General features: G+C 59.7%; 19 protein-coding genes and 4 pseudogenes. 13 read left to right on the plus strand and 10 right to left on the minus strand.

All coding sequences use genetic code 11. From position 1 onward, the window contains the following. The 3 genes and pseudogenes from D1012_RS21435 to D1012_RS21440 form a co-directional block, all read left to right on the plus strand. Window positions 1-111 (plus strand): annotated as a pseudogene (locus tag D1012_RS21435) (IS5/IS1182 family transposase); the annotation flags it as partial. Between the two features lie 209 nt (window positions 112-320). Further along, on the plus strand, window positions 321-548 hold the full coding sequence (locus D1012_RS22540; protein WP_147335771.1) for a hypothetical protein: 228 nt from the start codon (window positions 321-323) through the stop codon (window positions 546-548). 1 nt (window position 549) lies between these two features. Then, window positions 550-2301, plus strand: a complete 1752-nt coding sequence (locus D1012_RS21440; RefSeq protein ID WP_118156173.1) for a recombinase family protein — start codon at window positions 550-552, stop codon at window positions 2299-2301. Between the two features lie 96 nt (window positions 2302-2397). On the opposite strand, the gene D1012_RS21445 is transcribed toward D1012_RS21440, so the two are convergent. Next, window positions 2398-2808, minus strand: coding sequence for an LOTUS domain-containing protein (locus D1012_RS21445; RefSeq protein ID WP_118156174.1), 411 nt, complete (start codon window positions 2806-2808; stop codon window positions 2398-2400). A gap of 185 nt (window positions 2809-2993) precedes the next feature. Here D1012_RS21445 and D1012_RS23350 point away from each other — a divergent pair. Beyond that, a pseudogene (locus D1012_RS23350) lies at window positions 2994-3250 on the plus strand (IS110 family transposase); the annotation flags it as partial. 409 nt (window positions 3251-3659) lie between these two features. On the opposite strand, the gene D1012_RS21455 reads toward D1012_RS23350, so the two are convergent. The 5 genes from D1012_RS21455 to D1012_RS21475 all read right to left on the minus strand — a co-directional run bounded on the left by D1012_RS21455 (window position 3660) and on the right by D1012_RS21475 (window position 8396). Beyond that, window positions 3660-5159 (minus strand): tripartite tricarboxylate transporter permease, encoded by a 1500-nt coding sequence (locus D1012_RS21455; RefSeq protein ID WP_118156175.1) that lies wholly within the window; start codon window positions 5157-5159, stop codon window positions 3660-3662. After that, window positions 5159-5632: a tripartite tricarboxylate transporter TctB family protein gene (locus tag D1012_RS21460; RefSeq protein WP_118156176.1), complete on the minus strand. Its 474-nt coding sequence runs from the start codon at window positions 5630-5632 to the stop codon at window positions 5159-5161. The genes D1012_RS21455 and D1012_RS21460 overlap by 1 nt, the downstream gene beginning before the upstream one ends. A 27-nt stretch (window positions 5633-5659) precedes the next feature. Further along, on the minus strand, window positions 5660-6622 hold the full coding sequence (locus tag D1012_RS21465; RefSeq protein WP_118156177.1) for a tripartite tricarboxylate transporter substrate binding protein: 963 nt from the start codon (window positions 6620-6622) through the stop codon (window positions 5660-5662). A 26-nt stretch (window positions 6623-6648) separates the two neighbouring features. Next, entirely contained in the window at window positions 6649-7554 is a 906-nt protein-coding gene (locus D1012_RS21470) for an amidohydrolase family protein (RefSeq protein ID WP_233517231.1), read from the minus strand. Window positions 7555-7694: 140 nt separating this feature from the next. After that, a complete protein-coding gene (locus D1012_RS21475) occupies window positions 7695-8396 on the minus strand; it encodes a GntR family transcriptional regulator (RefSeq protein WP_118156178.1) in 702 nt (233 codons plus the stop codon). 203 nt (window positions 8397-8599) lie between these two features. Here D1012_RS21475 and D1012_RS21480 point away from each other — a divergent pair, with 203 nt between their 5' ends. The 9 genes and pseudogenes from D1012_RS21480 (at window position 8600) to D1012_RS21520 (ending at window position 17254) form a co-directional block, all read left to right on the plus strand. After that, window positions 8600-10000: an NAD(P)H-dependent oxidoreductase gene (locus tag D1012_RS21480; RefSeq protein WP_118156179.1), complete on the plus strand. Its 1401-nt coding sequence runs from the start codon at window positions 8600-8602 to the stop codon at window positions 9998-10000. A gap of 27 nt (window positions 10001-10027) precedes the next feature. Next, on the plus strand, window positions 10028-11023 hold the full coding sequence (locus tag D1012_RS21485; RefSeq protein WP_118156180.1) for a TRAP transporter substrate-binding protein: 996 nt from the start codon (window positions 10028-10030) through the stop codon (window positions 11021-11023). A 31-nt stretch (window positions 11024-11054) separates the two neighbouring features. Beyond that, on the plus strand, window positions 11055-11747 hold the full coding sequence (locus D1012_RS21490) for a cyclase family protein (RefSeq protein WP_118156181.1): 693 nt from the start codon (window positions 11055-11057) through the stop codon (window positions 11745-11747). Beyond that, complete coding sequence (locus D1012_RS21495; protein ID WP_118156182.1) at window positions 11747-12280, plus strand: TRAP transporter small permease; 534 nt, start codon at window positions 11747-11749, stop codon at window positions 12278-12280. The genes D1012_RS21490 and D1012_RS21495 overlap by 1 nt, the downstream gene beginning before the upstream one ends. After that, window positions 12277-13557, plus strand: a complete 1281-nt coding sequence (locus D1012_RS21500; protein ID WP_118156183.1) for a TRAP transporter large permease — start codon at window positions 12277-12279, stop codon at window positions 13555-13557. The genes D1012_RS21495 and D1012_RS21500 overlap by 4 nt, the downstream gene beginning before the upstream one ends. 40 nt (window positions 13558-13597) lie before the next feature. Then, window positions 13598-14869, plus strand: coding sequence for a 3-oxo-tetronate kinase (gene otnK, locus D1012_RS21505; protein ID WP_118156184.1), 1272 nt, complete (start codon window positions 13598-13600; stop codon window positions 14867-14869). Next, a complete protein-coding gene (gene otnC / locus D1012_RS21510; RefSeq protein WP_118156185.1) occupies window positions 14860-15501 on the plus strand; it encodes a 3-oxo-tetronate 4-phosphate decarboxylase in 642 nt (213 codons plus the stop codon). The genes otnK and otnC overlap by 10 nt, the downstream gene beginning before the upstream one ends. 333 nt (window positions 15502-15834) lie before the next feature. Next, window positions 15835-16305: pseudogene (locus tag D1012_RS21515) on the plus strand (IS30 family transposase); the annotation flags it as partial. 304 nt (window positions 16306-16609) lie between these two features. Beyond that, entirely contained in the window at window positions 16610-17254 is a 645-nt protein-coding gene (locus D1012_RS21520) for a sulfotransferase family 2 domain-containing protein (protein WP_118156186.1), read from the plus strand. A 223-nt stretch (window positions 17255-17477) separates the two neighbouring features. Here D1012_RS21520 and D1012_RS21525 read toward each other — a convergent pair whose 3' ends face one another. The 4 genes and pseudogenes from D1012_RS21525 to D1012_RS21540 form a co-directional block, all read right to left on the minus strand. Beyond that, window positions 17478-18293, minus strand: a complete 816-nt coding sequence (locus D1012_RS21525; RefSeq protein WP_118156187.1) for an IS3 family transposase — start codon at window positions 18291-18293, stop codon at window positions 17478-17480. Next, window positions 18269-18634: a transposase gene (locus D1012_RS21530; protein WP_118156188.1), complete on the minus strand. Its 366-nt coding sequence runs from the start codon at window positions 18632-18634 to the stop codon at window positions 18269-18271. The genes D1012_RS21525 and D1012_RS21530 overlap by 25 nt, the downstream gene beginning before the upstream one ends. Before the next feature lie 331 nt (window positions 18635-18965). Beyond that, window positions 18966-19910 carry a helix-turn-helix transcriptional regulator gene (locus D1012_RS21535; protein ID WP_354002053.1) on the minus strand — a complete coding sequence of 315 codons (945 nt, stop codon included), beginning with the start codon at window positions 19908-19910 and terminating at the stop codon, window positions 18966-18968. Between the two features lie 315 nt (window positions 19911-20225). Then, window positions 20226-20329: pseudogene (locus D1012_RS21540) on the minus strand (IS5/IS1182 family transposase); the annotation flags it as partial.

The following is a 20329-nucleotide window of genomic DNA, read 5'->3' on the forward strand; positions in this document are numbered from 1 at the left end:
ATGTTTGGAAAACTCAAGGACTGGAGGCGCATTCACACACGATACGACCGCTGCGCCCACACCTTCATGTCCGCAATCGCCATAGCCGCCATCGTCATCTTCTGGATATGATCAATGAGTCCTGAGCCTAGGTCTTCAAAACAGCGAGGTTATCCACATGTTCCCGCCACTCAGCCCCGCTTCTCGCCGCCTCATCCGCAAAACCGCCCGCGTATTTCACTATACTGACCTCATGAGTGCCGGGCATGCCCCGGCAAACCACCAGATCAATTTGACCCACGGGCGCCTCACCGCGTCCGGAGGGCGGGAGCACTCGGCCTATGGCACGAGCCAGGAAGGATATTGCCGGACGGCATCAGCAGGACGGCGCGGCGGCGCCGGTGCCTGCTGGCACCGTGCCCGGCAGCTCCTTGGCCCCCGCCGTGGCTCTTGCACCGAATCTGGCACCGCCCCATCCTTGTCTGGTTCAACTGGTGCGGCTGATCGCCCGGCAAGCTGCGGCGGAAGACATTGCCGCGCAGAGGGCCGCTGTCGCGAAGGGAGACTGACATGCTGATGCGCCCCACGTTGCGGAAGGCCGCCATTTACGCCCGCTATTCCACGGATATGCAGTCGGATGCCTCGATCGACGATCAGTTCAGGGTCTGCCGCCGGTTGATCGACAGGAACGGCTGGACTGTGATCGATTCCTATTCTGATGCTGCTCTCTCAGGCGCGTCTCTTCTACGCCCGGACTATCAACGCCTGCTGGCGGACGCCCGCACGGGCCGCTTCGATGTGGTCGTGGCCGAGGGACTTGACCGGTTCAGCCGGGATCAGGAGCACATCGCCGCTTTTTACAAACAGATGTCTTTTCACGGCATCCCGATCGTAACGGCCGCGGAAGGCGAGATCAGCGAGTTGCACATCGGGCTCAAGGGCACGATGTCGGCCCTTTTCCTCAAGGATCTGGCGCAAAAGACGCATCGCGGGCTCGAGGGTCGCGTTGCCGCCGGACTTTCCGCAGGCGGCATTTGCTACGGTTACAGTGTGAAGCGCGAACTGCGGGCCGACGGCACGGTCACAACCGGCGAGCGGCTGATCGTCCCTGAAGAAGCAGCCACGGTCCTGCGCATTTTCAACGACTACGATGCGGGGCTGTCTGCACGTGCGATTGCCGCTGCTCTCAACCATGAGGGCGTGCCCAGCCCACGCAGCGACGTGGGCGACGGCACATGGGGGGCCTCCACAATTTCTGGGAACTGGAAGAGAGGCACAGGCATCCTGAACAATGAACTCTACATCGGCATCCTGGTCTGGAACCGGCAGCGTTTCGTCAAAGACCCGCACACGTTCAAACGCCAGGCCCGGCTGAATCCGCCCGAAGCCTGGAAGTGCCACGACGTGCCAGACTTGCGCATTATCGACGACGCGCTCTGGGACAGGGTCAAAGCCCGGCAGGGCGCGATCCGTGCGGCAATGAACCCGGCTGGCGTCCAGTCAGATCGGCCCCGCCTTGAGAACGCCCGCCGCCCGGCCTACCTGCTTGCAGGTCTGATGAAGTGCGCCTGTTGCGGTGCCAGCTACACGCTGATCAACAAGAACCGCTACGGCTGCGCGACGCCGCGCAACAAGGGCGAGAGTGTCTGCAGCAATCGCGCCACCATCCTGAGAGAGGAGGTGGAGGCACGGGTTCTGATCGGTCTGAGGCAAAGCCTGCTGCATCCTGATCTGATCACCGTCTTCGTCGAGGAATACCGACGCGCCTTCAATGCGGCGGCTTCCGATGCAGGGGCAGGGCGCGAGACAGCACAGCGTGGTCTGGCCAAGGCCGAGAAGAAGATCGCCAGCATCCTGACTGCAATCGAGGACGGCATGTATCACCCGTCGATGAAGGAGAAGATGTCCGCGCTGGAACAGGAGAAGGCTGAGCTGAAGGCGTTCCTCGCAGACCGACCCGCCCCCCCGGCTCTGCGCCTGCATCCACGGATGTCGGATCTCTACCGCGAGAAGATCACCGATCTGGCCGCCGCCCTGAACCAATCTGATCTGAAGCCACAGGCAACGGAGTTGCTGCGGGGCCTGATTTCCGAGGCGCGGATGGTGCCGACACCAGACGCTCCGGGCGGGCATGAGATTGAACTTGTTGGGGATTTGGCCGGGATTCTGCAGCTGTCGGAAGCGGACATGACAAAGCCCCCGCGGATGGCGAGGGCTGGTGTCAGTGATAGGTCGGTTACGATGGTTGCGGGGACGCGCTTCCAGAAATTCTTGCCTTTGCATCAGGTTGAATGGTCGAGAGAAAATCGGATCGCGGCATAAAAAGGCATGCTCAGATCAAAAGTCCTCACTTACTCCGTGGGAAGGTAGTGTCATGTGTCAGGTATGTCAAAATTTCTTGGGCTCACTATTCTCATCTTAATGCGGGTTCTTCGGCCTCATCCCCTTTTGGCAGCAGCCAAGTCGCTGGGGAGGTCGCAGCAACCATGCATAGTGCCGCCCGCCGAACTTACGATTCTGACGATCGAAGAGCCCTGTCTCGTGGATGACCTGCCGACAACTCTTGCACCCATATTCGTCCGGCCGCTCCTCGGGGTATTGTTCATTGACCCATTCGAAAGCGGCATCGATCGGTGCCCAGCCATCGGATCCCAATGCGATCGCCGCCCGGTGTAGCGCTTGAGCGATTTGCGTGCCGGGCCAGTGAACACCGGTCTTGGCGATGAATTCGCGCAACTCATTCGAGGTGATGGTGTCGGGAAAACTTTTGCGGGTCCGATCCAGATCCTTGGCCCCAAACGCACAAGTCTCTGTAGGCCCGGGTAACATGATCCAGTGCTGTGGTGAGGGCCTCTAGCGCCTGAAGGCAGCTTTCGAGATAGCTAATGTTGTGCTGCTCGAGAAAGTGATGAGCGAGGTTGTTGCGCAGCGCGACCAAGTCGCGCAGATCGGCCTAGGTTCTTTTGAAATCTTCTGCCGACAAGATCACTTGCAGTTTGTAGGCGACCAAATGGGGCGAGCGTGACGTGTGGGGGGCATCACCAAAGCAGGTGATGTCAACCTGCGCCGCGCTCTGTGACAGGCAGCGACCGTGATGATGCTTCGCGGGCGCTCGACATGGTAGAGAACATGGGCAGGCCAAGTCGCTCGGCGCCGTGGAGGAAAGCGGGCGATGGTTGCACTGACGCGCCGCATCGGTGTCATCCTGCACCGGATGTGGATAAGAGACGCCGACTTCCGCTCTGATGGTCCAGCGCCACATGTGGCCTGACCAACAGGGGCACCAACCGTTGCCTGCCTAATCGCAGCCTTCGAGGTTCCCCCAGGGACGCGGTTCCGCTGATGCCGTGGTCCAGGCTGTTGTCCGCAACACGGAGCACGCCAATGTGATGGGCACATCGGAATTGCATTGAACCAGCATCATGTTGGCGGCCAGGGCGCCGACCGCGGACCGAAGCATGGAGCAGGGGTAACTTCAGACGGCAGCCGAAGTGAAAACAGGACGGTTCAAGCCAATCATAAGCCTAAACCCGCCCTTCGGCGTCTCATGCCGCATGCTCAAAATGGCTTGACTGAGACCGCCCCGCGACCGAAGCCTGGACCCTAAACGAGCACTCGAGGTGGCACAAATACGTGGACAGGTCCGTTCATTCCGCTGAAGGCCAGGTGCTGCGTCGCAATTAGCGTGGTGACCGCCTTCGGGCCAGGGCGAACAAGCTGCGCAACAATACAAACCCCCAAATCGCGAAAGTCATCACACCGAGCAGAGCAGAGCCGGGCCGGTCGAAAAAGGCCAGGAGGTCGCCTTGTGTGCTGATCAGCGATTGCATCAGGTTCTGCTCAACGATCTTCCCCATAACAATGCCTAGCACCGTTGGCGCAAGAGGCAGCCCCGAAGCATTCATGATTGCCGCAAGCCCCCCCAGTGCCAGCATAATCAACAGACCCGACATGTCGCTGTTGATCGCGAAAGCACCGAGACAGGCGAGAATCAGCAGTGCTGGCGCGATTACCGTCGTCGGAACTTGAAGCACGAGCCTCGCGATACGGATGCCGAGCCAGCCGAAGGGAATGAGCATCAGGTTTGCAAGTAGGAAAACGAGGAACACCGCATAGACCATCGAGCCGTTTTCAATGAAGATCATTGGTCCGGGGTTTACGCCCTTGAGGTAAAGAACCCCAATGGCAATGGCGGTGATGGTATCGCCTGGAATTGCGAAAACCAGTGCGGGAATCCAGGCGCCCGCCAATGCCGCATTATTCGCCGAGCCACCCGCGACGATGGGTTCGATGTGACCCTTGCCCCACTTTTCCGGCTCGCGCGTCGCACGTCTCGTCACCGCGACCGAAATCCATGCCGCGATATCGGCGCCAGCCCCAGGCAGCGCACCGATGGCCGTTCCCATGACAGAACCACGGAGCGACGGCCACCAGTAGCGCCGCCCAGCCTGTCCAATCTTCGAGAGCGCCGAACCCGGCGCACCTTCCGGCAGCTTGCGCACCGCGGCCCTCTGTGACAGCAGCCGGAGGATCTCGGGCAGGGCGAACATGCCGATCAAGGCAGGAATAAAGGATATCCCCTCGAGAAGCGCCCAGGACCCGAAGGTGAAGCGCGGAAAGCCAGTGGTGTAATCCATGCCAACGGAGGCGATCAGCAGGCCGATCATCAGCGAGGCCATGCCCTTGAGCAGGTCATCGCCAGCCACCAGCACGGCGCAGCTGAGGCCGAGGCAGCCCAGCCAGAAAAACTCGAAGCTCGAGAAGGTCAGTGCGAAATCTGCCAGCAGCGGCGAGGCTGCGATCAGGATCACCGTGCCGATAATGCCGCCGATCGTGCCGAAGACAGCCGAGGCGCCGATCACGTAACCGGCCTCGCCCTTCTGCACCAGTGCATTGGCATCGTCCATATAGGCGGCCGAGGCTGGTGTGCCAGGAATCCGCAGCAAGGCTGCCGGGATATCGCCCGCAAAGATTGACATTGCCGCCGCCGACACGATCGACGCGATGGCCGCGATCGGCGAAAGCAGGAAGGTGATCGGGATCAGCAGCGCCACCGCCATAGTCGCCGTGAGCCCGGGCAAGGCACCGACCACGAAGCCGAAGAAAGAGGCAACGATGATGGTGAACAGCGTTTCGGGGCTCCCCACCAGTGCGACGGCGCTCATCAGGTCGGAGAACATCAGAGCACCCCCGTCAGCACGCCCGAGGGCACAGGCACGCGCAGCAGCACGCGAAAAATCATGTCGAAGGCCACTGTGAGCACGACAGCCAGAGTAAGCGACGCGACCGGCCGTCGGAATGACGCAATAAGCCCCACAAGGAGGATGATGAAGACGAGGATCTGAAAACCCAAGGTTTCTCCGAAAAGAACCAAGGCGAGGACCGCGACCAAGATATAAAGCGCCGCCAGCGCGCCGAGGCGCAGAGTTCCGGCATCAGGCATCGCGAGACCCTTCCACCGACCCTGGGCGGTGCGGAGCCCGCGCAGCACCAGCATCCCACCGAAGATCAAAAGCCCGATGCCGGTCAGGCGCGGGAAGAGATCGGGGCCGTAGATCTGACCGGCCACTGAGGGGAAGCTACTCACATGCCAGACCACCGCAATGCCAAGCAGCGCCAGCAGTGTTCCGATGACTGTGTCATGGATTTGCATGGATCAGCCTCCCCTTTTCTGTCGGCCTTATTGCGAGAGCCGGCTGAAGATTGCCTGCATTCTGCCTAGGTCTTCCTGCATGAAGTCTTCGAACTCTGCGCCGGGCCGCCATTGGTGCTTGAAGCCGCGTTCTTCCAAGGCCTTGATGAAGCTCTCGCTGTTGGCTGCAGCCTCGACCGCTCGGTTCAGAACTTCAAGCGCTTCGGGATCGATGTCTTTCGGTCCGGTCACGCCATGCCAAAGACCATAGGTATAGTCTATGCCCTGCTCTTTCAGCGTGGGCACCTCCGAGAAGATATCGACACGCTCTGCGGCCATCGTGGCGAGCGGGCGTAGCTTGTCGCCCTCGATCAAGGCGCGAGCCTCGACGAGCGAAGCGGTCGAAAAGTCGCTGTTACCGGCGGCAACATCCAGATGCCCTTTGGTGCCGCCCTGCGAAGGCACCCAGATCACATCCTCGGGCGACAGGCCGAGCGCAAACATCAGCCCAAGGAAGCCCGCGTGCCAACTTGCCCCCGGCGCTGCGCCTGTGCCCTTGATCGTCCGAGGGTTTGCTTTGATTGCGGCGACCAGCTCTTCCATCGATGTGTAAGGCGAATCCGCGCTCACGGTAACGCTGCCGGGTAATTCGTTAGTCTGACCGATGGCGGTCATGTCGATATAGGTCAGCGGCGCAAGGCCTTGCGGCGCATAAAGAGAGATGTCTGAGGCGATAAGCCCGATTGTATAACCGTCGGGCCGGGCGCGGGCGATCGCGGTCTGCCCCGGGATGCCGCCACCGCCGTCACGGTTGACGACCGAAACCGGCTGACCCAGCTCCTTCTCCAGTTCGGCCGCCAGCGTGCGCGCCACGATGTCGGTTCCTCCGCCCGCCGGATAAGGCACGATCATCTGGATCGGACGGTCGGGGTATTCGGCGAGAGCAGCGCCCGCGCTCATGGTGAGACCTGCAATCAACGCGGCGGCCGCGCTGCGGGTTATGCTGAACATAGTAAAATCCTCCCTGTGATCCTCGATCAGGACAAAATGAACCCATAGGTGTCCGCAGCAGTGCCGGCGAAGAATGCAATGCGGTCTCGCTCGGGCAACACCGAGGTGATCTCGATAAAATCCTCGATAAGCTGCGGAAAGCTGCGAAAGATGCCGTCCACCGGCATGTTGCTCGCGAACATGGCGCGGTCCGCGCCGAAAAGACGAATACACGTCAAGATGACTTCGCGCTGCGCGTCAGTCGTCCAGTCTTCGCCCCGCACGCCAAGGCCACTCACCTTGATGCGGACGTTGGGCTCGGCGGCGACGGTCGCCAGCGCCTCAGACCATGCCCTGAGTATCGCGGGGTCCCTGCTGCCCGGAACACCCGCGTGATTGATTACGATCAAGGTGTCCGGGAAATTGCGGGCAAGATCTGCCGCATCGGGCAAATGCCAGAAAGGCGTCTGAAGTTCGAAGTGGAGCCCATGCTGCGACAGATTGGCATAGCCTTTGCGGAAGCCGGGGCAGTTCATCGACCCGGCAAGGCGATGTCCGCGGGACCATTTCCCTGCCGTGGCAAAGGCCTTCGGCTTCTGGCGCAGCGAGCGGACCAGCGGAAAGGCGGCCTGCGCGGCGATCAGATCGGCAGCATCGGTCCGGTCGAACCAGACCTGCGCGGTCATCGCTTGGGGAAACCCAGTTTCTTCGTTAAGCTCCGCGATCCACCGCGCCTCGCCCAGCGGGTCGTCGGGCGACCACTCGGCCTCCATATGCACGGCAGCGGCGATCTGCCACGGCGACGCGGCAGCCTGGTAGTCCTCGGGCAGGAAGTTCACCTTCACCGCGCTGTAATCACCATATCGGTGCGGGTGCTGCACGCCCTCTGCCAGCCAAGGGTGTTTGCCAAGAGACAGATCCCAGACATGGCAATGGGCATCCACGATCTGCATCGAGTGCGTCTTTGCTTCGCTGACCACAGTGCCTCCCCCGCCCAGTTCATTTGCTTCGACGACTATGATTGAATGCAATACCGGGGTATTGTCAAATAAAATTGGCCATAATGACGCCTATATTTCAAAATTGAATGCAATCAAGGGGATTTCTCGGGGAGTTCCAAAGCCTTGCGTGCAATTTTCCAACCTGCCCGGTGATGCGCCCTGAGCAGTTCGCGCAAGAGCGGCCCCTCTCTGCGACGCAGCGCATCGAGAATTTGCGCGTGCTCCGCGACCGCCCTCGCCCACCGCGCATGGTCGCGATTCCCGGCAAAGCGGAAGCGGCGGATGCGGGCGCTTTCGCTGGAATATACACGCGACAATGCCTCGTTCTGCGCCGCATCAATGATCCTCTGATGGATCTCCTGGTTGATGCGGAAATATTCCATCAACTCGCGGCACTCGAAGGCTTCCCTCATTCGCGCGTCAAGTTCAGCAATCTCTTCAATGATTTCCGGGGTCGCACGCTCGACAGCGCGCTCTGCCCCGATGCTTTCGAGGCCGATCAGGATCTCGAGCGCGTCCTCCACGTCCTCAGGAGACAGGCGCACCACCGTAGCCCCCGCGTTGGGGCGAATCGACAAAAGTCCTTCGCCTTCGAGAATCTTGAACGCCTCTCGCAGCGGCGTTCGGGAGATCCCGAGCCGCTCCGTTAGGACGCGCTCGTTGACCCGCTCGCCAGGAGGAATATCGCCGACTACAATCAGGTCGCGCAGAAAGTTGGTAACAAAGTTTGACCGTTGCCCGCGAGGCCAGCCTTCAACCTCCTTGGACAAGGCCTGCCACTTTCCTTCATCCATGCTCGCCCCCAAATTGCATGCAATCAGTCTAAAAAATCGCCAGAACCAGCGCAAGACAATTGCCAAATGCAAATTTGCATGCAATATAGCTCCTTACCTCCGACTTTAGGGGGTAATTTGAGGAATTTTCCGCATATTGCGCGCAATTTGGTGCCAAGCATCGAACTGCGCGTATGCAATCGTCGCAGATTCGAGGTCAGCGAATGAACTACCGCACCTATTTCACCGCAAATCGCCGCACCATCGAGACCTGCATCATCGGCACTGGCGGATTCGGCCGCAGCTTCCTTTCCCAAGGCTTGCGCGTGCCGCAGATGTCGGCGCGCATCGCCGTGGATGTGAACGCGGCGACCGCTGCAGCCGCCATGCGTGAGGTCGGCATCTCAGCGGCCGACATCTATATCTGCGAGGATGCAGACAGTGCCCGCGCCGCCTTCGAAGCGGGCGGCTTCGTCGCAGTGGGCGACTTCGCCCTTGTCGCGGACCTGCCCTTCGATGTCGCTGTCGAGGCGACCGGGCACCCTGCCCACGGCGCCCGCCATGCCGAACTTGCCATCGCCGCCGGCAAGCACGTCGCTTTGGTGTCCAAGGAAGTCGACAGTGTCGTCGGGCCAGGTCTGGCCGCCATGGCCGCCGACAAAGGTGTGATCGTCACGCCGGTCGACGGCGATCAGCCAAGCCTGTTGATCGGGCTAATCACTTGGGCGCAGGTGCTGGGCCTCGAGATCGTGGCAGCGGGAAAGTCCAGCGAATACGATTTCGTGCATGATCCGGAAACGGACACCATCCTATGCAATGGCAGCACCTATCACGTGCCGGAGTTTTCCCCTCTCGCCCGTCTGGGAGACCGTGACGCGGCCGAGATTGTCGCCGCACGTGCCGAGGCCGCGTGCACCCTTCCGCAACGCGCCGTTCCTGACCTTTGCGAAATGACCGTTGTTGCAAACGCGTGCGGCATGAGCCCCGACCGCGCTGACCTGCACTGCCCCATCCTGCGCATCGACGAGGTCCCGACGGTCCTGTGCATCACCAGCGAGGGCGGCATCCTGGAACGCACCGGTGTGCTTGAGGTGTTCCACTGCCTGCGGGCGCCAGGCGAGATCAGTTTTGCCGGGGGTGTCTTCGTGGTGATACGCTGCGATGACGCAGACACTTGGAAGATGCTGCACGAGAAGGGCCATCTGGTCAGTCGGAACGGCAAGACGGCCATGGTCTTCCTTCCGCGCCATCTGCTGGGGCTTGAGGCCGCGACCTCCATCCTCGAAGCGGGCCTACTTGGCGTTTCGAGCGGGGCCTCGGTTCCCGACCATGTCATTGATCTTGTCGCTTATGCCGATCATGATCTGCCCGCCGGCCATTCTCTGACGATGGGCGGGCATCACCACTCGATCGCTGGCGTCTCAGCCCGAATGGTGGCCGCAGGCGCCCTCCGCGACGACAGCCCGGCCCCCTTCTACCTTGCCTCGAACTGCCGTCTCGTCCGGGAAGTGCGGGGCGGGGAATTCATCCGGATGCAAGATCTAGACATCCCGCAGGACAGCGTGCTTGTCCGGCTTCGTGAAAGCCAGGACGCCCGCTTCTTCCAGGTGCGCGAGAGCGCCTAAACCCAAGACACCAAGGGAGGAGACAACATGAAACTCAATAGACGAAATTTCCTGTCTGCGACGGCGGCAGCGACCAGCGTTATGGCAGCTCCGACAGTGCTGCGCGCGCAGGGCGCGCTGGTACTGCGTATGGGCCACCCGCATCCTGAGACAGATAGCTGGCAGGATACTGCGCTGTGGATGGCGGAAACGCTCGAGGAAAAGTCCGGCGGCGAAGTCACGCTGCAGGTCTTCCCCAATGGCCTGATCGGGAACGACCCCACGATGATCAATTCGGTCCGCGCCGGATCGCTGGACATCATGGTTACGGGGAACCCGTTCTTTACCAGCCTCGCCAAGGAACTGAACGTGCTGGACCTGCCCTATCTTTTCCAGGACCGTGACCACGTTTCACGCGTGCTCGACGGCGAGATTGGTGACCGCCTGCGCACCGGCTTTGAAGGCACCGGCCTTTTCGCCCTGTCAGTCTGGGAGACCGGCTGGCGCCATGTCACCAACAGTCGCCGTCCCGTCACCACGCCGGAGGACATCAGGGGGCTCAAGATCCGCACCACGCCAAACCCCGCGCATATCGAGGCTTTCCGCCTGCTGGGCGCCGTGCCGACGCCGATGGCCTTCACAGAGCTTTTCACCGCCCTCGAGATGGGTGCTGTGGACGGACAGGAAAACCCGACAACGCTGATCCTGAACTCGCGCTTTTACGAGGCCCAGAAATACCTCTCGCTTACTCAGCATGCCTTCACCGCGGCACCGTTGGTGACCAACGCTGCAAAACTCGAGGATATGGGGGACGACCTACGCGCTCTGCTGATCGAGACCGCGCAAGAAGGTGCGAAGCGTCAGCGCGCGATCAATGTAGAACGTGAAGCCACCAGCCTTGCCTCACTCAAAGACGCAGGCATGCAAGTGGTCGAAGAACCCGACCGCGAGGCATTCGGCTCCTTCGTCTCTGACCAAGTGCAGACCACCTTTGCGGCAGAGTTCGGCAGTGAACTGATCGATCAGATCAACGGCGCTGCCTGAGGCGCGGACACGTGACCACCATGAGGACATTATGAACATCGTCGATCTCAGCATGATGATCGGGCCGCATTTTCGCTGGAACCCCGAGATTTCCGTCACCGGCGAAAAGAATTCCGGGGACCAGTTTCGCGTAACGCGGCTCGGGACGACGTGCCATGGGTTCTCGCATGTGGATGCGCAAGCGCATTTCATCACGGACGGCCCCACAATCGAAAAGACCCAGCTCAGTCGAGTCGTGGGGCCGTGCCGCATCTTCGACCTTTCAAAGGTGCTGCCAAACGAGGAGATTGGCCCCGAAACCCTCGCCGCAGCCGATCCTGGCGGCAATCCTGGTGAGATCCTGCTGCTAGCGACGCAATGGGACACAAAGCGCGACTGCCAGACCCGCGATTTTTGGACTGACGCGCCCTGGCTGAACCGTGCCGCATCGGAGTATCTTCTGGCACTGGGTCCCACTGCCGTAGCGGTCGACTTTCCGCAGGATTATCCGATCAGGCTGCTCCTCGACGGTATTCGCGTGCCCGACGAAGAGCATGTGACCCATGACGTGCTGTTGCGCGCAGGCGTGACGCTGATCGAATACGTAGTTAACACCGCAGCCCTCAAGGGTAAGCGCACTTGGCTCTGCGCAGCGCCGCTTAAGGTCTGCAACGCGGACGGCGCGCCTGCCCGCATTTTTGCTATCGAGGATATGCCCGGCATCGCCGACGGGGTGGCGTCCTGATGCAAGCTCCTCACCCCGTCACCGTCGTCGTACGAGCTGCGGACCTTGTCCTTGCTGCGCTCGAGGCTTTTCTCACTCTCTTGCTCGCGGCAATGATCGCATTGGTCTTCGGAAACGTGGTCCTGCGCTACGGCTTTAGCAGCGGTATCATCGTGACCGACGAGGTCTCGCGCATGATGTTTGTCTGGCTCGCCTTCGCGGGCGCCGTGGCAGTGTCGCGGCGGCACCAGCAGTTGGGCGTCGATTTCATCATTGCGGCTCTGCCGGCGCCAATACGGCGGATTGTGTTCCTGCTAGGCAATCTTGCCATTCTGTTTTGTTGCGGGGTCCTTGTGTCCGGCGCCTGGGGGCAAATGCAGCTGAACTGGATAAATACCGCACCAGTTTCGGGCCTTCCCACCGCGCTCACCTATGCGGCACCTTGGCTCAGCGGCATCGGCATCGGTTGTGTGGCCTTTGCCAACGCGGTCGGCGCGGCGTTGGGCTGGCATGATGGCACCATGGCTTCGGCTGAAGAGGACCACGGCTCATGACCACGATACTGATTTTTATCGCCGTGCTCATCATCACGGTCATCACCGGTGTTCCCATCGCCTTTGGCCTCATGCTGGCGGGCATCGGGATGCTCTGGCAGTTGGGCTTGCTAGATTGGCAGTCAATCGCGCTGCAGATGACCAACAGTGCCGACAGCTTTCCGCTGCTCGCCATTCCCTTCTTCCTGCTCGCAGGCGAGGTGATGAATGCGGGCGGGCTATCGAAGCGGCTCATGAACCTTGGGATGGCGCTCATCGGCCACGTGCGTGGTGGCCTTGGCTACGTCGCAATCGTGACCGCCGTGCTGCTGGCGAGCCTGTCAGGCTCGGCCATTGCCGACACTGCCGTTCTTGCAGGCATGCTGGTGCCGATTATGCGCAGCTCTGGTTACCCGATGGGCCGCTCTTTGGGCCTCATTGCCTCGGGTGGGATCATTGCTCCTGTAATTCCGCCATCAATCGGTTACATCGTCTTTGGCGTGGCTGGCAACGTGTCAATCACCAGGCTGTTTTTATCCGGCATTGTGCCAGGGATCGCCATGGCGCTGGCGCTCACAGCGACTTGGTGGTTGATGTGTCGGCGTGAGAGCATGGCCACCCTGCCCCGCCGCTCGGGCTCCGAGATTTGCACGGCGCTGATCGATGCTCTGGTCGCCCTAATGCTCCCGGTGATCATCGTGGGAGGGCTCAAGTTCGGGATCTTCACCCCCACCGAAGCCGGTGTTGTAGCCTGCGTATACGCAATCTTTGCGGGCGCCGTCATCTATCGCGAGATTGCCGTCGAGGCGCTTTACGCCTGCATGATTAGCGCCGTGCGCACGACGGCTGCGGTGATGCTGTTGATTGCTGCTGCGGGCATCACTGCCTACGCGATCACCGTTGCCGGTGTGCCGCAACAACTTGCGGGCCTGCTCGGGCCGCTAGTCCAGCACCAGATGCTGCTTATGCTCGCCATCGTGCTGATCGTGATCGCCGTCGGCACTGCACTTGACTTCATTCCAACAATCCTCGTGCTGACGCCGGTGCTTATGCCTATCGTCAAACAAGCCGGGATCGACCCAGTCTATTTTGGAGTGATCTTCATGATGTCTGCCGCCATCGGCCTACTGACACCCCCGGTCGGTGCGGTGCTGAACGTGGTCTGCGCTGTCGGCCAACAGCGCTACTCCGACGTGCTGCGGGGAGTCTTCCCCTTCATCGTTGTCCAGATCCTGCTGCTGGTCCTGTTGGTGCTCTTTCCGCAGATTATCACTATCCCCGGCCAATGGCTTTACTAAGCGCGTGCCGTTCCACTGACCCGAACACCGGAGCAAACCTATGATCTTGGGCGCTATTGCCGACGACCTGACCGGCGCGACCGACCTTTCGTTGATCCTCTCTCGCAACGGCATGCGCGTCGTGCAGGTGATCGGCGTGCCCGACACCCTTGGTGACGTGGCACGAGATGCCGACGTGGTGGTGGTCGCGCTGAAGTCGCGCACGATCCCCGCTGCAGAGGCAATCGAAATGTCGCTCGCCTCCGCCCGGGCGCTGCAGGCGGCAGGGGCAAAGCAGCTGTTTTTCAAGTATTGCTCAACCTTCGACTCGACAGATGACGGCAATATTGGCCAAGTCACGACGGCGTTGATGGAGCATCTCGGCACCGCACACACGCTTGCCTGCCCCTCGTTTCCCGAAAACGGCCGGACGGTCTATAAAGGGCATCTCTTCGTCTTTGACCAGTTGATCTCGGAGAGCCCGATGAGGGACCATCCACTCACGCCGATGTGCGACCCGAATCTCGTCCGGGTGCTGTCGCGCCAGAGCAACCGGCCTGTGCGGCTCGTCCCGCATGAGACAGTGCGCCGTGGCGCTGCCGCGATCAACGCAGCACTCTTGCAGGAACCCGGCATCTGCATCGTCGATGCGATCACCGACAGCGATCTGCGCGCCATCGGCCGCGCGGCTGCGCAGTTTCCGCTTGTCACGGGGGGGTCAGCAGTCGCCATGGGTCTGCCGGACCTGTATCGCGAGAATGGGTGGATCGCCCCGGCAGCCGAGAGAGAGGCATTCATTGCCCCCGAAGGGCGCGGAGTGATCCTTGCAGGCTCCTGCTCTGCGATGACGCGCCGCCAGATCGCCACAGCCGAAAAGGCTGGCATGCAGATGATGCAACTCGACGCGCTCAGAATTGCAAGCGGTGAGATCACTCCCGAATTGGTGGTCGCTTTCGCCGAAACGGCGTCTCAGTGCTCAAGCCTGCCGCCGGTCATCTATTCCAGCGCCGAGCCCGCCATTGTGGCGCAGGCACAGAAAACGCTTGGTCGGATGCATGCTGGCGAGATTGTCGAGGGACTGCTAGCGCGTGTAGCTGCCACCCTTGCGACGCGAGGCTACACCCGCTTCATCTCTGCGGGCGGCGAGACCTCGGGCGCAGTCGTGGCGGCACTTGGTTGCTCCGCCGTTCGTATCGGTCCAGAAATTGACCCTGGCGTGCCGTGGGTGTTGTCAGTCAATACCGAACGCCCACTCTGTCTTGCGTTGAAATCTGGCAACTTCGGCAGCGAAGACTTCTTTCTCAAAGCATGGGAGATGCTCGCATGGGCCTGACCAAATCCGAAGTAACCAAGGCCCGCGACCACATCTGCGTAGTGGGAAAATCTATATTTGATCGTGGGCTGACCTTCGGCTCGACTGGCAACATCAGCGTGCGCCTCTCGGATGGCAGTATGCTGATGACGCCCACAAATGCCTCGCTCGGCGCGCTCGATCCGGCGCGGCTGTCGCGCTTTGACGCGAATGGAATATTCGTTGATGGCGACAAGCCGACCAAGGAATCCTTTCTGCACATGTGTATGTATTGCCAGCGGCCTCAATCCAACGCTGTGGTGCACCTGCACTCCACCCATTCCGTCGCGGTTAGCACGCTTGCCGACGTCGATCCTGCAGACGTGCTGCCACCGCTTACCGCCTACTATGTCATGCGCGTGGGTCGGCTGCCTCTTATCCCTTATTTTGCACCTGGGGATGAGAAACTTGCGCAAGCCGTCGCGGAACAGGCTGCCGACAACCACGCGGTGTTACTGGCGAACCATGGCCCTGTCGTGGCCGGCAGCTCTTTAGAAGAAGCACAATATGCGACTGAAGAACTGGAAGAGACGGCAAAGCTCTTCCTCATGCTGCGGGGGCACCGCACCCGGCTCCTGACCCAAGAACAGGCGGATGCGCTGCGCAAGCGCTGACCCCACCCATGGACCACACTCTCTACCATTGCGGAAAGCAAACTGATCCAACGTGATCGTTGCCGCAGACGTGGCGCTCCTAGCAGTCCGATCGTGAAATAGGAGCCCCCCCGTTAGAAGAGAACACAAATGGGTTGCCAGAAGTGTCATGATGCTCCAGGACCTGCTGCGACGCCGCGCCTACGGCCTGCGTATTTTCTTTCGCCTCAACCGAAGCGATCAAGATATTCGGTTTAACAGGCAAAATGTATTCTGCGCGCTGACTCTTCCCGGGACTGACCAGCTTCCCGCGAAGGTGGGCTCAGGACAGCGCTTACGATGTATTGCATGGTCCGCTTCACGATGCACCTGCACCTGCACCTGCCGCGCATGGAGGGGCACGGGACGGGCAAGTTTGTAAAGAATGTGCCAGACCTTGCCGGCCACCGCGCCGAGGCCGTCCGGGATGCCATCGCTGGGACGATCAGAAGCCTGCCTGCTCACCTGTATCGCTCGTTGACTTGGGACCAAGGGGCCGAGATGGCCCAACACGCGCATCTTCGGATCGATACCGGCCTCGAGATACACTTTTGCGACTCTCAGAGCCCTTGGCAGCGGGGCACCAACGAGAACACGAACGGTCTACTCCGCCAATACTTCCCCAAGGGCACGGATCTCAGCCAATATGGCGCCGAAGAGATGAGCGCCTTCGCCCATGCGCTGAACACGCTCCCCCGAAAAACGCTAGGGTGGCGAACACCTGAAGAGGCTCTCGACCGGCTGCTCAAACAGGATTTGATCGAAGGTGTTGCGACAACCGGTTGAATCTGCCTAACAAATCGCAAGCTTCGCTCGCGCAGCTGAGCCAGGCATTGGACTTCAATCCCGATACGGTGGCCAAAGCGGGCAAAAGTCGATGATGTGAATATCGGACCGACAGCAGCTGGTCCATCAGGGGCAGAGACTGAACACCTTTGCTTCGATAAGGCTTGACCAATTTACATTCCACGTTCATTCACTATAAGAACCAAATTCTGCGTGGAGTAAGAGCGTTTTTCAACACATCAGAACTGGCAATACTCAAACTAGACTGCAGATCACTTGATGAACACCAAATAAAGATTTTTCTATGCCGTACATCCTAGAAAATGTTGCTTATCTGCCCGTCCCCAAAAATGCCTGCACCTCAATCAAGCAGATGTTTTATGAATCAGAACATCGCGTCAAGTTTTCCCCGTATAAAGGCGATAATGGCAAGACCGTATTTATCCATAATCTACACCCAACAGTATTATTCAATGAGATTGATAAATCAAGCATTAGGGAACTACATCGTATAGCTGTGGTACGCGATCCCATCAAACGCGTGCTGTCAGCCTATAGCAATCGCGTAGTTCACCATCGAGAGCTTTCAGTAGATAAACAGGGGAAGCGTTTAGCCAAGTACGACCTTATCCCTGACCCTGACCTCTCGACATTTATAGACCGGCTCGATGACTATTGTTCTGCAGTACCATCCATAAACCACCATACTCGGGCACAGGTTGATTTTTTGGGTTCCGACCCCGCCTACCTCTCAAGAGTTTATAGGTTCTCCGAGCTTGATATACTAGCGGCCGATGTCAGCCAGATTGCAGGAAAACGTTTAACTTTGCCTTGGCTACAAAGAGGCGGGCCAAAGCTATCCTTCACGGATATTACAGATTCCCAGCATGAAAAATTGCGCGCTCTATTTGCGGCCGATTATAAAGTTTTTGGCGCTTGGTTTCAGTGATACTGCTCAGGCCAACAAATCGGTTATTGGGAAATGATGCAGATAAGGGCCGACGCGGCGGAAGGGCATAAATGTGTTTTGGCCTGCAAAACTGGCTCTGCCTCACTTTTGATGATGCCAACGAAGTAGCGCCCGTAGTTTCTCACATGGCTGTTGATTTTCACCCGGAACTGAGCCGGGTATGGAGTGAACCCCACGGACTGGACCACGGGGGGCATCCGACCTAAACCGCCTCGCGGGCGAGTTGGGTTTCGAAGTCCTCGGGCGATCGGTATCCGAGTGCTGAGTGCAGTCTTTTGGTATTGTAGATCTGCTCAATGTATCGGGGCAAGCGGGTAGCCACATCAGTAAAAGTCTCGTATCCGGCCCGATAGACCTCCTCGACCTTCAGCGTCTTCATGAAGCTCTCCGCCTGCGCGTTGTGATAGGGATTTCCGACGCTGCTCATGGATCCTTTTAGCCCTGCGGCCTCGAGGGCATCGCGATAGGGCTGGGATGCATATTGGCATCCGCGGTCCGTATGATGGATGCAGCCCTTCGGAGGAGCCCGGTTCACCACCGCGGCGCGCAAGGCCGCCAGCGCCAGTGGTGTGTCGAGACGCTGTGACAGGGCATATCCGACGACCTTGCGGCTGCAGGCATCCAGAATGGCCGCGAGGAAGCAGAACCCGGTCGACACCCGGATGTAGGTGAAGTCCGCAACCCATATCCTGTCCGGCTGATCCGGGATGGTATTGCGGTAGAGGTTCGGGAAGATCGGAGAGTCGTGCTGGCTGTCGGTTGTCCGCACAAAGCGCCTGCGTGGCTTTATGCCAAGTCCGGCAAGCCGCATGACGCGTGCTACCCTTTTGTGATTGATGATAAATCCGTGATGCCGGAGTTCGTATGTCACACGTCGGTAGCCGTAGCAGGGCAATTCGTCCTGGATGTCTTCAATGATCGACGTCAGTTCGGCATCCGACAGCCCTTCGGGTTCGGCGACCGCGCGATAATAATAGGTGCTGCGTGGCAGGTTCATGGCTTTGCACCCCAGCCGGATGGAGCAGGTGCGGGGCCGCTGATCACGAAGGACGTCCCGCTGGCGTTGGCGGTCGGCATCCGCGGGTTTTTTTTGACAAGATCCAGCTCCATCGTCAGCTGGCCGACCTTGCGCTCCAGCGCGGCGATGCGGGTCTCGTAGCCGGCGATGACGCTGGCTTCCGCCTCTTCGCCCGTCAGTTCACCTCGGTCGAATTGGGTCAGCCAAAGCTGGATGAGGTTGGCCGAGATATTGTGGCTGCGCTGCGCATCGCGCCGCCCGATGATGCCAGATCTGATGTCTTGGCAGAGCTGCAATTTGAAGGGTGTCGAATGTCGACGGTAGGGACCTCGGGACGTCATGGTGCTTTCTCCATGCAAGGCCAGTCCAGCGTATCAGATCTTCAGCCCCCCGTGGTCCAGTCCGTGGGGTTCACTCCAAGCCCCATCGTAGGTCGAAGTTGTTTGACGATATGATCCGTCACTGGAACGAACCCCACGGGTCATCGTCGTCGACACGTCGATCTCAGGCCATCGTGGAGCGCGGAAACTTGATTTGAGAAGACGTCCCTCCATCGGGCACCACCTGCACGCCCCGAGCCAGTTCTCGCTTGCGAAAGGAACCTTGGTGGTTTGCCACGAATCGCCAAACAGCTGCATACGTGGTCAGGAGCCCCAAGAACCCATTCGGCAGCTATTTGACCACCAACCCCAGTCGCGAAACCTGCCAAGCTCCCTGATGACCCTTCTTCAAATGTGCCGCGGCAAGCTGAAAGCCGCTTTGTGGCCAGCATTTCGGCGTTTCGATCAGCAAAAGTTCCGCGATGCCAAACCCATACTCATCCAGATCGCGCAACCTTGCTTTCGTTGTAAGGTTAACGATCGGGGCGAGCCATATAATATTGGGCGCCAAGTTCATTGCGTGAAGGGTGAAATCCCGCAGGCGTGACCACGGCGGGTTCGTTACGATCCAGTCGACCGGTTCAGACCAGGCGTGGAAATCCTTGCCCTCCGACACTTCGCACCACCTCCGTTGCAGAAGTGAAGGAAACTGATCGAAAAAGGCACCCTGCCCCCTCGCCGGATCGAGAATGCTGCCGGAAATCTGTTCAGCGAAATGCGCAATCACAGCAGCGGCCAATGGCGCAGGCGTCATGACCAGATCCCGGACCGGCGCATTGGTCACCGGAACGAGTCCAGCACGCCCCGGCATGTCCAGCGCCCTAAGCACCTGGCGCACCCCGAGAGCCGCTAGGACGGAAAGTAAAATCGACACACTGCCCGAAAAATCTCTCTCAAGCGCAATGATGGTCGGACGCGAGCACCCTGCCTTTTCAGCCAAGGCTGCCTGACTGAAACCTTTTTTGCGTCGCCGCGCCGCAAGCAGGGCAGCCGCGTCTTCACCTTGCCGAGCCCATCCCCACCCAAGACCAAGTGCCTTCATGGCGCGGACCATGGTCCGCAAGTTTCCCGCACCCCGCTCAAGGCCCCTTACAGTTGGGATGCTGACCCTGATTTCGAGAGCAAGATCAGCCTGTGTCATGCCTCGAGAACGCCGGGTCTGAGTGATCAAGGGCAACGCAGACATGTAAGAATTTCTTGCTATTTTGAGATCATATTTGCAAAGGAATACTGACATCTTCGGCCGGTTGAAAGACAGAAACGGCCCAAAGCAGACGCACGGCCAAGTCGCGACCTGCAAGGTGAAGATCCCCGAACCGGCCTCTCTTTTGCTTCGCACCCGAACTTATTCGGTGGGACCGCACCCTCAGGGTACCAATACCGGAAGTCAGAATCGGGAAGAGTCTGTCAACCTGATTTAAAATTCCAGATGCGAGTTCCACGTCATTAAGCCGAACGATCGGGCACAAGGCACCAAACAATATATCCGCGGCCTCGCCGATTTCCTTTTGACACTTGATTGGAACCATCTAGGGTCCAGACTCATTGATCCTCATAGCCAGAATATGACGGTGGCTGCGAGAGCGACGGCGGAGAGGAAGGTCTTTGCGCATCTGTCGTAACGGGTTGCGACCCTGCGCCAGTCTTTCAATCGGC

This window comes from Pseudotabrizicola alkalilacus (assembly GCF_003443995.1).
In the GTDB taxonomy this organism is placed as follows: Bacteria; Pseudomonadota; Alphaproteobacteria; order Rhodobacterales; family Rhodobacteraceae; genus Pseudotabrizicola; species Pseudotabrizicola alkalilacus.

Excerpts from the sequence above, each read along its gene's own strand:
- D1012_RS22540 (WP_147335771.1), top strand. The coding sequence starts at position 321 with ATGGCACGAGCCAGGAAGGATATTGCCGGACGGCATCAGCAGGACGGC.
- D1012_RS21440 (WP_118156173.1), top strand. The coding sequence starts at position 550 with ATGCTGATGCGCCCCACGTTGCGGAAGGCCGCCATTTACGCCCGCTAT.
- D1012_RS21445 (WP_118156174.1), bottom strand. The coding sequence starts at position 2,808 with ATGTTACCCGGGCCTACAGAGACTTGTGCGTTTGGGGCCAAGGATCTG.
- D1012_RS21455 (WP_118156175.1), bottom strand. The coding sequence starts at position 5,159 with ATGTTCTCCGACCTGATGAGCGCCGTCGCACTGGTGGGGAGCCCCGAA.
- D1012_RS21460 (WP_118156176.1), bottom strand. The coding sequence starts at position 5,632 with ATGCAAATCCATGACACAGTCATCGGAACACTGCTGGCGCTGCTTGGC.
- D1012_RS21465 (WP_118156177.1), bottom strand. The coding sequence starts at position 6,622 with ATGTTCAGCATAACCCGCAGCGCGGCCGCCGCGTTGATTGCAGGTCTC.
- D1012_RS21470 (WP_233517231.1), bottom strand. The coding sequence starts at position 7,554 with ATGCAGATCGTGGATGCCCATTGCCATGTCTGGGATCTGTCTCTTGGC.
- D1012_RS21475 (WP_118156178.1), bottom strand. The coding sequence starts at position 8,396 with ATGGATGAAGGAAAGTGGCAGGCCTTGTCCAAGGAGGTTGAAGGCTGG.
- D1012_RS21480 (WP_118156179.1), top strand. The coding sequence starts at position 8,600 with ATGAACTACCGCACCTATTTCACCGCAAATCGCCGCACCATCGAGACC.
- D1012_RS21485 (WP_118156180.1), top strand. The coding sequence starts at position 10,028 with ATGAAACTCAATAGACGAAATTTCCTGTCTGCGACGGCGGCAGCGACC.
- D1012_RS21490 (WP_118156181.1), top strand. The coding sequence starts at position 11,055 with ATGAACATCGTCGATCTCAGCATGATGATCGGGCCGCATTTTCGCTGG.
- D1012_RS21495 (WP_118156182.1), top strand. The coding sequence starts at position 11,747 with ATGCAAGCTCCTCACCCCGTCACCGTCGTCGTACGAGCTGCGGACCTT.
- D1012_RS21500 (WP_118156183.1), top strand. The coding sequence starts at position 12,277 with ATGACCACGATACTGATTTTTATCGCCGTGCTCATCATCACGGTCATC.
- otnK (WP_118156184.1), top strand. The coding sequence starts at position 13,598 with ATGATCTTGGGCGCTATTGCCGACGACCTGACCGGCGCGACCGACCTT.
- otnC (WP_118156185.1), top strand. The coding sequence starts at position 14,860 with ATGGGCCTGACCAAATCCGAAGTAACCAAGGCCCGCGACCACATCTGC.
- D1012_RS21520 (WP_118156186.1), top strand. The coding sequence starts at position 16,610 with ATGCCGTACATCCTAGAAAATGTTGCTTATCTGCCCGTCCCCAAAAAT.
- D1012_RS21530 (WP_118156188.1), bottom strand. The coding sequence starts at position 18,634 with ATGACGTCCCGAGGTCCCTACCGTCGACATTCGACACCCTTCAAATTG.
- D1012_RS21535 (WP_354002053.1), bottom strand. The coding sequence starts at position 19,910 with ATGTCAGTATTCCTTTGCAAATATGATCTCAAAATAGCAAGAAATTCT.